12 protein-coding genes are annotated in these 13,956 nt (G+C 74.5%); 4 read left to right on the top strand and 8 right to left on the bottom strand.

The genetic code is table 11. From position 1 onward, the window contains the following. Nucleotides 1-6: 6 nt before the first annotated feature. Nucleotides 7-2,340 (bottom strand): HAMP domain-containing protein, encoded by a 2,334-nt coding sequence (locus tag ACFVVU_RS17660; RefSeq protein ID WP_387790751.1) that lies wholly within the window; start codon nt 2,338-2,340, stop codon nt 7-9. 260 nt (nt 2,341-2,600) lie between these two features. Between ACFVVU_RS17660 and ACFVVU_RS17655 the strand changes: the two genes are divergently transcribed. After that, nucleotides 2,601-3,524, top strand: coding sequence for a hypothetical protein (locus ACFVVU_RS17655; RefSeq protein ID WP_380681892.1), 924 nt, complete (start codon nt 2,601-2,603; stop codon nt 3,522-3,524). Nucleotides 3,525-3,534: 10 nt separating this feature from the next. Here ACFVVU_RS17655 and ACFVVU_RS17650 read toward each other — a convergent pair whose 3' ends face one another. Continuing rightward, the gene (locus ACFVVU_RS17650) at nt 3,535-3,972 is read right to left on the bottom strand and encodes a gamma-glutamylcyclotransferase (RefSeq protein ID WP_344331090.1); all 438 of its coding nucleotides are present in this window, start codon (nt 3,970-3,972) and stop codon (nt 3,535-3,537) included. Between the two features lie 78 nt (nt 3,973-4,050). Here ACFVVU_RS17650 and ACFVVU_RS17645 point away from each other — a divergent pair, with 78 nt between their 5' ends. Together ACFVVU_RS17645 and ACFVVU_RS17640 are read left to right on the top strand one after the other, a co-directional pair. Then, complete coding sequence (locus ACFVVU_RS17645) at nt 4,051-5,505, top strand: NAD(P)H-quinone dehydrogenase (RefSeq protein WP_380681893.1); 1,455 nt, start codon at nt 4,051-4,053, stop codon at nt 5,503-5,505. 236 nt (nt 5,506-5,741) lie between these two features. Then, a complete protein-coding gene (locus ACFVVU_RS17640) occupies nt 5,742-6,713 on the top strand; it encodes a DeoR/GlpR family DNA-binding transcription regulator (protein WP_380681907.1) in 972 nt (323 codons plus the stop codon). A gap of 151 nt (nt 6,714-6,864) precedes the next feature. Here the strand turns inward: ACFVVU_RS17640 and ACFVVU_RS17635 are convergent, their stop codons facing one another. The 6 genes from ACFVVU_RS17635 to ACFVVU_RS17610 all read right to left on the bottom strand — a co-directional run bounded on the left by ACFVVU_RS17635 (nt 6,865) and on the right by ACFVVU_RS17610 (nt 12,735). Beyond that, a complete protein-coding gene (locus ACFVVU_RS17635; protein WP_380681894.1) occupies nt 6,865-8,637 on the bottom strand; it encodes an acetyl/propionyl/methylcrotonyl-CoA carboxylase subunit alpha in 1,773 nt (590 codons plus the stop codon). Nucleotides 8,638-8,880: 243 nt separating this feature from the next. Further along, complete coding sequence (locus ACFVVU_RS17630; RefSeq protein WP_380681895.1) at nt 8,881-9,666, bottom strand: hypothetical protein; 786 nt, start codon at nt 9,664-9,666, stop codon at nt 8,881-8,883. Between the two features lie 140 nt (nt 9,667-9,806). Continuing rightward, nucleotides 9,807-10,406 carry a nucleoside triphosphate pyrophosphatase gene (locus tag ACFVVU_RS17625; RefSeq protein WP_387790748.1) on the bottom strand — a complete coding sequence of 200 codons (600 nt, stop codon included), beginning with the start codon at nt 10,404-10,406 and terminating at the stop codon, nt 9,807-9,809. 45 nt (nt 10,407-10,451) lie between these two features. Continuing rightward, nucleotides 10,452-10,577: a morphogenic membrane protein MmpB gene (gene mmpB / locus ACFVVU_RS17620; RefSeq protein WP_355358769.1), complete on the bottom strand. Its 126-nt coding sequence runs from the start codon at nt 10,575-10,577 to the stop codon at nt 10,452-10,454. A 289-nt stretch (nt 10,578-10,866) separates the two neighbouring features. Continuing rightward, entirely contained in the window at nt 10,867-11,088 is a 222-nt protein-coding gene (locus ACFVVU_RS17615) for an acyl-CoA carboxylase subunit epsilon (RefSeq protein WP_355358772.1), read from the bottom strand. 57 nt (nt 11,089-11,145) lie between these two features. Beyond that, a complete protein-coding gene (locus ACFVVU_RS17610) occupies nt 11,146-12,735 on the bottom strand; it encodes an acyl-CoA carboxylase subunit beta (RefSeq protein ID WP_387790745.1) in 1,590 nt (529 codons plus the stop codon). A 253-nt stretch (nt 12,736-12,988) separates the two neighbouring features. On the opposite strand from ACFVVU_RS17610, the gene ACFVVU_RS17605 reads away from it, so the two are divergent. Then, nucleotides 12,989-13,888 (top strand): biotin--[acetyl-CoA-carboxylase] ligase, encoded by a 900-nt coding sequence (locus ACFVVU_RS17605; protein WP_387790743.1) that lies wholly within the window; start codon nt 12,989-12,991, stop codon nt 13,886-13,888. The last annotated feature ends 68 nt before the right edge of the window (nt 13,889-13,956 follow it).

Below are 13,956 nucleotides of genomic sequence, written 5' to 3'. Positions count from 1 at the left end.
TCCCTCTCAGAAGGCGGTGGCGGCGGTGGCGGGGTGCCCGGCGCGGTCGCGGTCGGCCCGTTCGCGGACGGCTCGTTCGCGGTCGGCGCGCTCCAGGTCCTGGCGGATCAGCTCCAGGCCGCGGGCGACGGCGCCGACCTCGTCGTGGTGGACGGGGTGGAGCACGGTGCGGCGGTCCCCGGCGGCCAGTGCCTCGGCGCTCGCGGCGAGCCGGCGCAGCGGCAGGCCGACGGCGACGAACAGCCAGCCGAGGCAGAGCGCGGCGGCGGTCAGGCCGAGCATGCCGGCCAGCACGGCGCGCCGGTCGGCCCGGTTCTGGTCGAGGTGCAGCCAGGACACCGGGTGGGCGGTGACGACGGACCAGCCGAGCCGGGCGACGGCGCCGCGGCCGCCGAGCGGGGCGGCGGCGAGCAGCACCGGGTCGCCGCCGGTACGCAGCACGTCGGCGGCGGCGTGCTTGGCCGCCGGGCCGCTCGTGCCGCTCGGGCCTGCCGTGCCGCCCGGGCCGGCGACGGTGTCCAGGACGGCCCGGGCGCGGCCCTCGGGGAGTTCGCCGAAGGAGGCGTAGGCCTCGTTGGCGGCGAGCACCCGGCGGCGGTCGTCGAGCAGCCAGACCCGGCCGAGGCCGGGCCGGTCGAGCAGGCCGCCGAGGAAGTCGGTGCGGAACTCGCCCACCAGGACCGGACCGGCGGGCGCCGCCCCGTCCACGGCGGCCTCGGTCGCGTCGACGGCGTCGACGGGCGTGGCGGGGGTGGCGAGCGGCGTCCGGGCCGCGATCCGGGGCTCCTTCCCGGAGCTGTTGAGCAGCAGCACCCCGCCCGGGCCGAGCGCCCCGGGACCGGTGCGGTGCGGCTCCTCGCCGGCCCGGGCGAGCACCTCGCCGCCGGAGCCGAGCACGTACAACGCGCGGTAGCGCTCGTGCTGGGCGAGGGCGGTGCGCAGCAGCGCCTGGGCGGTGCCGACCGAGGCGGTGGTGAGTTCGGGGGCGAGCGCGCGCAGATCGGCGTAGCCCTCGTTGAGGGCCTGGCGCAGTCGGTCGGCGGCGTTGTCGGTGCGGTCCCGCTGGCCGGCCACCACCTGGGTGGGCACCCGGACCTCGCCGCCGTCGCCGCCGAGCAGCAGCAGCGGGCCGGACCAGCCGAGCACGACGGCCGCGGCCAGGCCGAGCGGCAGCGCGACCCCCGGCCGGCGCCGCCGGGGCGCGGGGGCGGCCGGCGGGCGGGCGGGGTCGCGGAGCTGGAGCCGCAGCTCCTCCAGGGCGCGGCCGATCCGCCCGGCCTCGCCGCGCCGCGGGCCGCGGACCGGGCGGTCCAGCTCGCCGCGGGTGAGCCGGCGGGCGTCCAGGAAGAGCCGCAGCACCGGGCGCTGCAGGGTGCGGTGCAGGAACAGGGCCAGGAGCAGGGCGAGCGCCAGCAGGGCGCCGGCGGCGGCCAGGCCGAGGGCCGGGTGGCGCAGACCGGCGGCCTTGCCGTCGACGCCGCCGGTGGAGACGACGGTGAGCCCGAGCGCGGTGGCCGGGTCCTGCGGGTCGGCGCCGGCGACGGCGGCGTAGCCGGCCACCCGGCGCGCGCCCCGGGGGTCGGCGGCCCCGGCCAGGTTGCCGGAGACGGTTTCGCCCGGGGCGGGGGCGCGCTCGGCGACGCGTTCGGTGGCGCGGCCCCGGGCGGTGGCGACCAGCTGCCGGGCGGTCTCGTCGGGGAGGCCGGCGCCGGTGGTGTCGAGCACGGTGCCGGCGGTGTCGAGGACCTGGATGGTCTGGCCGTCGCGGGTGGCGAGGTTCGGCAGCCGCAGGTTGTCGGAGGCGACCAGCAGCGCCCGGCCGTCGTGCGCGGTGCTGACCAGCGCGAAGGTCAGCAACCGGGTGCCGGCGGCGGAGGGGACGAGCAGCGGCGCGGGCGCGGTGTCGGTGACCAGGCCGAGGTCGAGGCCGGCCAGCGGCACGGTCTCGCCGTGGGCGGCGAGCAGCCGGCCGGTGTCGGGGCGGACGATCACGGTGCCGCGCCACTTGCGGTACGCCCGGCCGAGCGCGGTGAGCACCTCGGCGGGCTCGGCGGGCGCCCGGTCGTAGCGGGCGGCGGAGCGCAGCAGGTCGGTGGTGTTCTCCCGCAGGCCCGCCCGCAGCGCCAGGGCGGTGTCCTCGGCGGCGTACTGGTGGGACTCGCGGATCGCCCGCGGGGTGTCGTCCACCCGCAGGCCGCCGACGGCCAGCGCGGTGATCGCGGCGACGGCGAGGAGCAGGACGAGCAGCAGGGCGATCGGCGGGCGGACGCCCCCGAGCAGCGGCATGTCGGCCCGGCGGCGGTAGCGGTGCTGTCGCGGCGGGGTGGGGGCCGTGCTCACGGGTGGGGCCTCGTCGGGGGAGTGCGGTCGGGTCCGGTGCGTCGGGCGGCAGTGCGCCACCCACCCCTGGAGCCCCACCGCGAACCGGGCTCGCCCGGCCGAAACCTCAAAAGCGTACGAAGCGGTTCCGTTGATCGTGTCTCGTAATGATGTCGGATGAAAGACGCTTCGATCACGATCTTTTTGATCATGGAGCGCCTGTTCTGCGGGGTATTTTCTCCTCCGTGGAGAACGTGGAAAAACGGGATGCGCGACGTGCGGTGCGATGGCCGGTCACGGTGCTGGTCGTCCTGGCGGCCCTCGCCGGCGGGCTGACCCTCGCCGCCCGGGGCTGGGCACGGGACCCGGCGGCCCCCGGCCCCACCCCCGCGGCCGGACCGCGTCCGGTGGACCTCGTCGAGCGGATCGACGCCTACACCGGCGCCTTCGCCGTCGGCGCCTACACCGCCCCGGACGCCGACCAGCGCCGGGCGGTCGCCGACGGGGTCGTCCGGACCCTCGACGGCAGGCCCGACGAGGCCGGCCGGCTGCTGGCCGGCGTCGGCTACCGGCTCACCGAGTTCACCGAGGCGGTCAGCGGCCGCCGCACCGCCGAGATCGCCGACGCCTCCGGCACAGACCCGCGCGGCTGGGGCCGGATCTACCTGGACCTCTCCACCCCGGCCGGCTGGTCCGCCCAGGTGCCGCACCCGGTCTCCGACAGCCGCACCGAGATCCTCGGCGCCGAACTCTTCCGGCAGGCACCCGGCGGCGTGCTCGTCCTCGCCGGCGCCCACCGGCGGGCCGGCGTCGACGGATCGGCGGACGTCGCCCACCGCGGCGACACCGTCTTCGCCGCGGTCGTCGAGGCGCTCACCGCCCGCGGCCTGCCCGGCCTCCAACTGCACGGCTTCGACGAGGGCAGCCTGCCCGGCACGGACGCCGTGGTCTCCAGCGGCGCCGGGACGGCCGGCGAGGCCGCCGAACGCACCGCGGCGGCCCTGGAGGCCGCCGGCCTGGTGGTCTGCCGGCCCTGGCGGCAGAAGTGCGGACAGCTCGCGGGCACCACCAACGTCGAGGGCCGCTTCGCCGCCGGCCTCGGCGTCACCTGGCTCCACGTCGAACTCGCCAACGCGCTGCGCACCGATCCGGCCCGCCGCGCGGAGGTCGTCGCGGCCCTGGCCGCCACGGCCGGGGCCTGGTAGACCGCTCTGCTCAGCAGGGGCGGCGGCGCAGGTCGAGCACGTAGTCGTCGGGGGCGCCGGCGCTCTCCGCCGCGTCCGCGATCAGGCCCAGGTAGCGGGCCGCGGGCAGGCCGCCCTCGTAGTCGTTCAGCACGTACGTCCAGACCGGCACATCGCCGTCCAGGGTCTGCGCCCGCAGCTTGATCTTGCGGTAGATGCCGAGCTGGACGCCCTCCCAGCGGTCCAGCCCCTCCTCGTCCATCGGCGCCACGTCGTACAGCGAGACGAAGACCTGGTCCTTCTCGTCCTCCACCACCGTGGCCAGCGATCCCTCCCAGCCGAGGTGTTCGCCGCCGAAGGTCAGCCGCCAGCCGGACAGCCACCCGGTGCCGCGCAGCGGCGAGTGCGGGGCGCGGCGGGTCATCTGCCGGGCATCGAGGTTCGTGGCATACGCGGCGTAAAGGGGCATGGGGGGAAGCCTACGTTCACCGACCGATCCGACAGAAGCCCCGACCCCGGCGTGGCAGTGCTCCCGGCGTGCGGGACAATGGTTGACGTGACTCGGATCGTGATCATCGGTGGCGGACCCGGCGGCTACGAGGCGGCGCTCGTCGCCTCCCAGCTCGGCGCGGAGGTGACCGTCGTCGACCGCGACGGCCTGGGCGGATCGGCGGTGCTGACGGACTGCGTGCCGTCGAAGACGCTGATCGCGACGGCGGAGGTGATGACGACCTTCGACAGCTCGTACGAGGAACTCGGCATCATCGTCGCCGACGACACCCCCCACATCGACAGCCCGGCCCGCGTGGTCGGCGTCGACCTGGGCAAGGTGAACCGGCGTGTGAAGCGCCTGGCCATCGCCCAGTCCCACGACATCACCCAGTCCGTCACCCGGGCCGGCGTCACCGTGCTGCGCGGCCGCGGCCGGCTCGGCCCGGGCGGGCAGGCCGTGGACGGCTCCCGCGAGGTGCTGGTGGACGCGCCCGACGGCAGCGTCCAGTCGCTGCGCGCCGACGCCGTGCTGATCGCCACCGGCGCCCACCCGCGCGAACTGCCCGACGCCCAGCCCGACGGCGAGCGGATCCTCACCTGGACCCAGGTCTACGACCTGGAGGAGCTGCCCCGCGAGCTGATCGTGGTCGGCTCCGGCGTCACCGGCGCCGAGTTCGCCGGCGCCTACCAGGCGCTGGGCTCCAAGGTGACCCTGGTCTCCTCGCGCGACCGGGTGCTGCCGGGCGAGGACCCGGACGCCGCCGAGGTGCTGGAGGAGGTCTTCCGCCGCCGCGGCATGAACGTGATGGGCCGCTCGCGCGCCGAGAGCGCCAAGCGGATCGGCGACACCGTCGAGGTCACCCTCTCCGACGGAACGGTGATCGAGGGCACCCACTGCCTGATGGCGGTCGGCTCCATCCCGAACACCGCCGACATGGGCCTGGAGGAGGCCGGGGTCAAGCTCAACGACTGGGGCCAGATCCAGGTCGACCGGGTCTCCCGCACCAGCGCCCCCGGCGTGTACGCGGCCGGCGACTGCACCGGCGTCTTCATGCTCGCCTCGGTGGCGGCCATGCAGGGCCGGATCGCCATGTACCACGCGCTCGGCGACGCGGTGCAGCCGCTGAACCTCAAGACCGTGGCCTCCAACGTCTTCACCGACCCCGAGATCGCCACCGTCGGCTACACCGCCGCCGACGTGGAGTGCGGCAAGATGGACGCGGTCGAGGTCAAGCTGCCGCTGCGCGGCAACCCGCGGGCCAAGATGCAGGGCATCCGCGACGGCTTCGTGAAGCTGTTCTGCCGCCCCGGCACCGGCATCGTGGTCGGCGGCGTGGTGGTCGCCCCGCGCGCCAGCGAGCTCATCCACTCGATCTCGCTGGCGGTGGACGCCAATCTGACGGTCGAACAGGTGGCCAGCGCGTTCACCGTCTACCCGTCGGTCTCCGGCTCCACCGCCGAGGCCGCCCGCCAGCTCCACATCCGCAAGCGCGAATCGGGCGAATCCTGAGCCCAGGGCGCTCAGTTGAGGGCGGTCGCCGTTCGGCGGCCGCCCTTCGCGCGTCCCCGGACGTCACTCGGACGGCGGGCGCAGTCCCGGATCACCGACGGCGCGCATTGTACGGTCACGCGCCGCTCGGCCGTGAGCAATTCCCGCTACTAGCAGCAAACGCCTGAAAGCAGACGGTCACGCAGGTTACCGTCGGTTCTGTGTTTGCAGCAGAACGTCGCCAGTTGATCCTCGAAATGGTGCGCGCCAACGGAGCGGTCTCGCTCCGGGAGTTGGCCCGCGTCGTCCAGACCTCCGAAGTCACCGTGCGCCGCGACGTACGGGCCCTGGAGGCAGAAGGGCTCCTCGACCGCCGGCACGGCGGCGCGGTGCTCCCCGGCGGCTTCAGCCGCGAACCCGGCTACCCGCAGAAGACCCACCTGTCCGCCGCCGAGAAGAGCGCCATCGCCGATCTCGCCGCCGGTCTGGTGGAGGAGGGAGACGCGGTGGTGGTCGGTGCGGGCACCACCACCCAGGAACTCGCCCGCCGCCTCGCCCGGGTGCCCGGGCTGACCGTGGTGACCAACTCGCTGCTGGTCGCCCAGGCGCTCGCGCACGCCAACCGGGTCGAGGTGGTGATGACCGGCGGCACCCTGCGCGGCTCCAACTACGCGCTGGTGGGCAGCGGCGCCGAACAGTCGCTGCAGGGGCTGAGGGTCGGCAAGGCCTTCATCTCCGGCAGCGGGCTGACGGCCGAACGCGGGCTGTCCACCGCGAACATGCTGTCCGCGAGCGTGGACCGGGCCATGGTGCTGGCGGCCGCCGAGGTGATCGTCCTCGCCGACCACACCAAGCTCGGCGCGGCCGGCATGTTCCAGACCGTCGCCACCGAGACCATCACCCGCCTGGTCACCGACGAGCACGCCACCGCCGACGACACCACCGCCCGCGAGCTCGACGCGCTCGCCGACTGCGGCGTGCAGATCGACCTCGCCCCGCTCGGCGCCCCGCCGTCCGGCGACGCCCCGGTGCACGGGACCGGCAGCGGCCCCGTCCACCAGACCCAGCCGGGTCCGATGGCCCGCCGCGCCGTCCCGCCGCCCCCCGGCGGCGGCGCCCCGCTGCCGGGCCAGCGCCGCCCCGGCGTGCACGGCCCCGGCGGACCGGCGGGCCCGGGCGGGCCGCTCCCGGCCAGACTCGCCGAACTCGGCCTCCAGCGCGGCCGCTGACCCCGCCACTCCCGCCACTCCCGCCGCATCGACGCCGGTACCTCAGTACCTCAGTACCCGAACCGACCTCAGTACCCGCACCACCGCCGGAAACACGACCGGTCCGCACACCCGAAGGTGTACGGACCGGCGGCGGAACACGCGGAAAGCGTCAGTCCTTGATCTCGCAGAGCGCCGCGCCGCTGGAGACGCTCGCCCCCACCTCGGCCTTGAGGCCGACGATCGTGCCCGCCTTGTGGGCGTTCAGCGGCTGCTCCATCTTCATCGCCTCCAGGACGACGATCAGCTCGCCCTCCGCGACGACCTGGCCCTCCTCGACGGCGACCTTGACGATGGTGCCCTGCATCGGCGACGCCAGCGTGTCACCGCTGACCGCCGAACCGGCCTTCTTCGCACCCACCCGGCGCTTGGCCTTCGCGGCCCCCGCACCGGCCGCCGGAGCGGTCGAGACGCCCAGCGAGGAGGGCAGCGAGACCTCGATCCGCTTGCCGCCGACCTCGACGACCACGGTCTCCCGGCCCTCGGCCTCCTCGCCGTCGCCGGCCGCACCGGCGAACGCGGGGATGGTGTTGTTGAACTCGGTCTCGATCCACCGGGTGAAGACCTTGAACGGCCCGTCACCGCCGTGCACCTCCGGCGCGAACGCCGGGTCGGTGACGACCGCCTGGTGGAACGGGATGGCCGTCGCCATGCCCTCGACCTTGAACTCCGCCAGCGCGCGCTTCGCCCGCTCCAGCGCCTGCTTGCGGTCGCGGCCGGAGACGATCAGCTTGGCCAGCAGCGAGTCCCAGGCCGGGCCGATCACCGAACCGGTCTCCACGCCCGAGTCCAGCCGGACACCCGGACCGGACGGCGGCGCGAACAGCGTCACCGTGCCCGGCGCGGGCAGGAAGTTGCGCCCCGGGTCCTCGCCGTTGATGCGGAACTCGAACGAGTGGCCGCGCACCTCCGGGTCGTCGTAGCCGAGCTCCTCGCCGTCCGCGATCCGGAACATCTCGCGGACCAGGTCGATCCCGGTGACCTCCTCGGTGACCGGGTGCTCCACCTGCAGACGGGTGTTGACCTCCAGGAAGGAGATCGTGCCGTCCAGCGCCACCAGGAACTCGCAGGTCCCGGCGCCCTCGTAGCCGGCCTCCTTGAGGATGGCCTTCGACGCGCGGTACAGCTCGGCGTTCTGCTCCGGGGTCAGGAACGGCGCGGGCGCCTCCTCGACCAGCTTCTGGTGCCGGCGCTGCAGCGAGCAGTCACGGGTCGAGACGACCACCACGTTGCCGTGCTTGTCGGCCAGGCACTGGGTCTCGACGTGCCGCGGGTTGTCCAGGTAGCGCTCGACGAAGCACTCGCCGCGCCCGAAGGCGGCGACCGCCTCGCGCACCGCGGACTCGTACAGCTCCGGGATCTCCTCCAGCGTGCGGGCGACCTTCAGGCCGCGGCCGCCGCCGCCGAACGCCGCCTTGATGGCGACCGGCAGGCCGTGCTCCCGGGCGAACGTGACGACCTCGTCGGCACCCGAGACCGGGTCCGGCGTGCCGGCGACCAGCGGGGCACCGGCGCGCTGCGCCACGTGCCGGGCGGTCACCTTGTCGCCGAGGTCGCGGATGGCCTGCGGCGGCGGGCCGATCCAGGTGAGGCCCGCGTCGATCACGGCCTGGGCGAAGTCGGCGTTCTCCGACAGGAAGCCGTAGCCGGGGTGGACGGCGTCCGCGCCCGAGTCGGCGGCGGCCTGGAGGACCTTGGCGATGTCCAGGTAGCTGGTGCCGGGGGTGTCGCCGCCCAGCGCGTAAGCCTCGTCGGCCGCGCGGACGTGCAGCGCATCCCGGTCCGGCTCGGCGTAGACGGCGACGCTGGCGATACCGGCGTCCGAGCAGGCACGGGCGACGCGGACGGCGATTTCCCCGCGGTTGGCGATGAGCACCTTGCGCACTGTGGCTCCCTTCTTGAACCTCGTTGAGTTTATGGATTCCTGGGCAGTACCGGCGAGTAGCCCCAGGTTGTGAACTATCCCACACGGAGGGTGATGCGCCCGGGCGGGCGGTGGGCGGCCCGACGGGAGTCCTCGCAGGTGGTCGCGGGTGCGGTGGTGGCGGCCCGGCGCTCGCGCTCGGTGACGGGGGCGGCGTGGCGCGGTGGTGGGCTTGGCCACACCCGGGCGCGGCGCGAGCCGGGCTCAAGCACGCGCGGCGGGCGCTGGGGCCGCTTCGGCGGGCGCGGCCGGTGCGGGCGCGCCCGGCGGGGTCGGCGCGCGCTCCAGGGCCCGGGCGGTGACGTCGGCGACCTGCTCGACGACGTCGGGGCCGTAGGCGGCCGGGTTGACCACCTTGAGCAGCAGCGCGAAGGTGCCGTCGGTGCCGTACCGGCGGGCCAGCCGGCGGTGGTGGGTCACCAGGTGGCGGACCCCGGCGTGGTTGGCGATGCCGGTCTGTCCGGAGACCAGGAAGATCGGGCGGCCGCCCCCGGGGGTGGCCAGCCGGGCCAGCAGGACGTACTCGCCGGCCTGCGGGTCGGCGGCGTAGGAGCGGCCGCCGACGGTGATGGTGTTGTCCAGGACGGCGTGGCTGCTGGAGATCGCCACTCCGGGCAGGCCCCAGGCCAGGTGGGCGGCCATCCGGTCGTTGGAGACCGGGCCGCCGAAGCAGAGCTCGGTCCTGGCGCCCAGGCCGCGCGGCGCGGCGTCGTGCGCGACCAGGTCGGCGTGCGCGCCGCACTCCTTCACCAGGGCGGCCAGCTCCATCAGCGCGTAGGCGTCGCGCCGGGTGACCGTCCGGGGGTGTGCGCCGGTGCCGATGCTGCGGTTGACCACGATCAGGCACTCGCTGCCGGCGGGCAGGCCGAGGAAAGCCCTGGCCCGTTCCAGCCTGCGTCTTCGGCGCAGGCTCTGGCCGAGCCAGCCGAGTGCGGCACTGATCGCGCTGGCCACCAGGCCCAGCAGCACGTTGAGCAGACCGTCGGTCATCCGGCTCGTTACCTCCCCCGTTGCTCCGGTGCGGCCGATGCCGCACCGGTGGCCCTCCTAGCCTGCATCAAACGGGCTCGTCGGAGGTGTGGTTGGCGACAATTGCGCCGGTGTTTGGCGCACCGGCGTCGGTCGGCCGGTCAGCTCCAGAGGTCGGTGATCCGGACGTCCAGCTCGGCGAGCAGGGTGCGCAGCAGCGGCAGCGAGAGTCCGATGACGTTGCCCGGGTCGCCGTCGACGCCCTCGATGAACGGCGCCGAGCGGCCGTCCAGGGTGAACGCTCCCGCCACGTGCAGCGGTTCGCCGGTGGCGATGTACGCGGCGACCTCGGCGTCGTCCGGGGTGCCGAAGCGCACGATGGTGGAGGCGGTGGCGGAGGAGGTCCGGCCGGTCGCGGTGTCGATCACGCAGTGGCCGGTGCGCAGCACGCCGGCCCGGCCGCGCATCGACTGCCAGCGGGCCAGTGCCTCGGCCTCGTCGGCGGGCTTGCCGAGGGCCAGGCCGTCCAGCTCCAGCACCGAGTCGCAGCCGACGACCAGCTCGCCGTCGGTGAGGCCGGTGGCGACGGCCGCGGCCTTGGCCTCGGCGAGCACCAGCGCGAGTTCGGCGGGGGTGGGGGCGGTGAGCGCGTCCTCGTCGACGCCGCTGACCACCACCCGCGGGTCGAGGCCCGCCTGGCGCAGCAGCCCGAGGCGGGCGGGGGAGGCGGAGGCGAGGACGAGGGTGCGGCGGTCGGTCATGCCCACCAGGGTAGAGGGAGGCCCGGAGCGGCCGTCCCGCGATCGTCAGATCATCAGGAGAACGACGATCAGCAGGGCGAGGACGGCGAGCACATGGCCGGCCCGGTGCAGCCTCTTCTGCATCCGGCGGGCTTCCGGGGAGGGCTCGTCGCGGGGGTCTGACCAGAGCATCGTTCCAGGGTGCTCCGGCGGGCGGGCGGGGCGCCTGAGTATCCGTACTCAGCTTTCGGGGGTTTCGGGGCAATCCGGGCTTTGCCGGGCCGGTGCCGCCGGCGTGCCGGACTTTGCAAAGTGGTGACTTTGCAAAGTCAGCGGGGATGCGGCAGGGAGCCGCTCCGCCCTTGTGCGGAGCGGCTCCGGGCGGGGGACGTGCACTTTGCAAAGTCACACTTTGCAAAGTGCATGCACACCCCGCCGTACACGCCGTACACGCCGTACGTGCCGTCCGCGCCCGGCCGGGTTAGCCGGCCCAGCCGGAGGTGCGCCAGGCGTTGACGCCCGGTCGCGGGGTGGCGCGCATCCGGCGCGCGCGGTCGTTCCAGGCGGAGTCCGGGCCGGCGCCCGCGCGGCGGGCGGCCTCGGCGGCGGCCTGCGCGGCGGCGGCCCGGGCCTGGACCACCGCCAGGACGGTGGCCAGCTCCTCGGGGGTCGGCTGCCCGTGCAGCACATGGATCGGGGCCATGGTCAATCCTCTCGCGGTGCTCCTGCTTCCGGCGTGCTCCCGGCGTGCTCCCGGCGACTACAGAGGGATGTTGCCGTGCTTCTTCGGCGGCAGCACCTCGCGCTTGCCGCGCAGCGCCCGCAGCCCGCGCACGATGTGCCGGCGGGTCTCGCTCGGCGCGATGACCGCGTCCACGTAGCCGCGCTCGGCGGCCAGGTACGGGTTGAGCAGGGTGTCCTCGTAGGAGGTGATCAGCTCGGCCCGCTTCTCCTCGGCGGTCCCGGCCGCCTCGGCCTCGGCGATCTCCCGCCGGTGCAGGATGTTGACCGCGCCCTGCGCGCCCATCACGGCGATCTGCGCGGTCGGCCAGGCCAGGTTGAGGTCGGCGCCCAGGTGCTTGGAGCCCATGACGTCGTACGCGCCGCCGAAGGCCTTGCGGGTGATCACGGTGATCAGCGGCACGGTCGCCTCGGCGTAGGCGTAGATCAGCTTGGCGCCGCGCCGGATGATGCCGTCCCACTCCTGCTCGGTGCCGGGCAGGAAGCCGGGCACGTCGACGAAGGTGATCACCGGGATGTTGAACGAGTCGCAGGTGCGGATGAACCGCGCGGCCTTCTCGCTGGCGGCGATGTCCAGGCAGCCCGCCAGGTTCATCGGCTGGTTGCCGACGACGCCGACCGGGTGGCCCTCGACCCGGCCGAAGCCGGTGACGATGTTGCCCGCGTACAGCGGCTGGGTCTCCAGGAACTCGCCGTCGTCGAGCACGTGCTCGATCACCTGGTGGATGTCGTACGGCTGGTTCGCCGAGTCCGGCACCAGGGTGTCGAGTTGGAGGTCCTCGTCGGTGACCGACAGGTCCGCCTCCTCCGGGAAGGACGGCGGGTCGGAGAGGTTGTTGGAGGGCAGGTACGAGAGCAGGCTCTTGACGTACTCGACGGCCTCCTTCTCGTCCGCGGCCAGGTAGTGCGCGTTGCCGGACTTGGTGTTGTGGGTGCGCGCGCCGCCCAGCTCCTCCATGCCGACGTCCTCGCCGGTGACGGTCTTGATCACGTCGGGCCCGGTGATGAACATGTGCGAGGTCCGGTCGGCCATCACCACGAAGTCGGTGATCGCGGGGGAGTAGACCGCGCCGCCCGCGCAGGGGCCCATGATCAGCGAGATCTGCGGGATCACCCCGGAGGCGTGCACATTGCGGCGGAAGATCTCGCCGTACAGGCCGAGCGAGACCACGCCCTCCTGGATCCGGGCGCCGCCGGAGTCGTTGATGCCGATGACCGGGCAGCCGGTCTTCAGCGCGAAGTCCATGACCTTGACGATCTTCTCGCCGAACACCTCGCCCAGTGAGCCGCCGAAGACGGTGAAGTCCTGGGCGAACACGGCGACCTGACGGCCGTCGACGGTCCCGTAGCCGGTGACCACGCCGTCGCCGTAGGGCCGGTTCTTCTCCTGGCCGAAGTTGGTCGAGCGGTGCCGGGCGAACTCGTCGAACTCGACGAAGGAGTCCTCGTCCAGCAGCTCCGCGACCCGCTCGCGGGCCGTCAGCTTGCCCTTGGCGTGCTGCTTCTCCACCGCCTTGGCGGAGCCGGAGTGCACCGCCTCGTCGATCCTGCGCCGGAGGTCGGCGAGCTTGCCGGCGGTGGTGTGCGGGTCGTACGGCGCCTCGGTCATTCCGGTGGCTCTCCCTGATCCTGGGCCGCGACCTGCTTTCGGGGGCGCGCGGGCCGGGTGGGGGCCGGCGCGGACGAGGGGTGCAGGGCGGCACAACGAACTACCGTTGGGTAGCGTAGCCAGCGCGGAGGGCCGGCGTAACGTCCGGCCGTTATGGCCAGCGACACACTGTGGTTGACGCCGGTTCTGGGGGACGATGGGGCGGTCTACGGCCGGGGGGCCGCGATCCGCGACACGTCCTAGGGTGAACCGCATGACCTCCGACACGCCCCGCCGCAGTGGACTGCGCGGTCTCGGCCACGCCGGGCCGTCGCCGTGGACCGATCTGGACCGCCCGCCGCTGGACGCCGCCGCGCTGCGCCGGGACCTGCTGCGCCCCGGCGGCCTCTGGACCTCGATCGACGTCGTCGAGGAGACCGGCTCCACCAACACCGACCTCGCCGCCCGCGCCCGCGAGGGCGCCCCGCAGGGCGCGGTGCTGGTCGCCGAGGCCCAGAACTCCGGCCGCGGCCGGCTCGAACGGCAGTGGAGCGCCCCCGCCCGCTCCGGTCTCTTCCTCTCCGTCCTGCTTCGCCCGGACGGAGTACCCGTCGAACGGTACGGCTGGCTGCCGATCCTGGTCGGCGTCGCGGCCGCGAGCACCCTGAGCCGGGTCGCCGAGGTCGAGGTCGGCCTGAAGTGGCCCAACGACCTGCAGGTGGAGATCGACGGCGCGGAGCGCAAGCTCGGCGGCATCCTCACCGAGCTGGGCGGCGGCGCGGTGGTCGCCGGCCTCGGCCTCAACGTCTCGCTGCGCGCCGCCGAACTGCCCGTCCCCACCGCAGCCTCGCTCGCCCTGGCCGGCGCCGCCGTCACCGACCGGTCCACCCTGCTGCGCGCCCTGCTGCGCGAGTTCGCCGAGCTGTACGGCGAGTGGACGGCCGCCGCCGGCGACCCGCACAGCAGCGGCCTGCTGCGCGCCTACGCGACCCGGTGCACCACGCTGGGGCGGCCGGTGAAGGTGCTGCTGCCCGGTGACCGCGAACTGCGCGGCGAGGCGGTCGCGGTGGACGGGGACGGCCGGCTGGTGATCCGTACCCCGGACGGCGGCCGGCAGGCGGTCGGCGCGGGGGACGTCGTCCACGTGCGCCCGGAGCCGCGCGCCGCCGAGTAGCCGCGCGCCGGGCGTGCCGGGCAGCGGGTCGGCGCCGGGCGGGGGCCCGCGCCGCGCGGGGCCGGTGC

Source organism: Kitasatospora sp. NPDC057965 (genome assembly GCF_042887135.1).
Classification (GTDB): Bacteria; Actinomycetota; Actinomycetes; order Streptomycetales; family Streptomycetaceae; genus Kitasatospora.
The sequence above is the reverse complement of the archived record's forward strand: the minus strand, read 5'-3'. Positions and strand labels throughout refer to the sequence as shown.

What these genes read in the sequence shown, in the direction of transcription:
- ACFVVU_RS17645 (WP_380681893.1), top strand. Translation starts at nt 4,051, where the DNA reads ATGGTTGACGTGACTCGGATCGTGATCATCGGTGGCGGACCCGGCGGC.
- ACFVVU_RS17625 (WP_387790748.1), bottom strand. Translation starts at nt 10,406, where the DNA reads ATGACCGACCGCCGCACCCTCGTCCTCGCCTCCGCCTCCCCCGCCCGC.
- ACFVVU_RS17630 (WP_380681895.1), bottom strand. Translation starts at nt 9,666, where the DNA reads ATGACCGACGGTCTGCTCAACGTGCTGCTGGGCCTGGTGGCCAGCGCG.
- ACFVVU_RS17615 (WP_355358772.1), bottom strand. Translation starts at nt 11,088, where the DNA reads ATGGCCCCGATCCATGTGCTGCACGGGCAGCCGACCCCCGAGGAGCTG.
- ACFVVU_RS17605 (WP_387790743.1), top strand. Translation starts at nt 12,989, where the DNA reads ATGACCTCCGACACGCCCCGCCGCAGTGGACTGCGCGGTCTCGGCCAC.
- mmpB (WP_355358769.1), bottom strand. Translation starts at nt 10,577, where the DNA reads ATGCTCTGGTCAGACCCCCGCGACGAGCCCTCCCCGGAAGCCCGCCGG.
- ACFVVU_RS17650 (WP_344331090.1), bottom strand. Translation starts at nt 3,972, where the DNA reads ATGCCCCTTTACGCCGCGTATGCCACGAACCTCGATGCCCGGCAGATG.
- ACFVVU_RS17640 (WP_380681907.1), top strand. Translation starts at nt 5,742, where the DNA reads ATGGTGCGCGCCAACGGAGCGGTCTCGCTCCGGGAGTTGGCCCGCGTC.
- ACFVVU_RS17610 (WP_387790745.1), bottom strand. Translation starts at nt 12,735, where the DNA reads ATGACCGAGGCGCCGTACGACCCGCACACCACCGCCGGCAAGCTCGCC.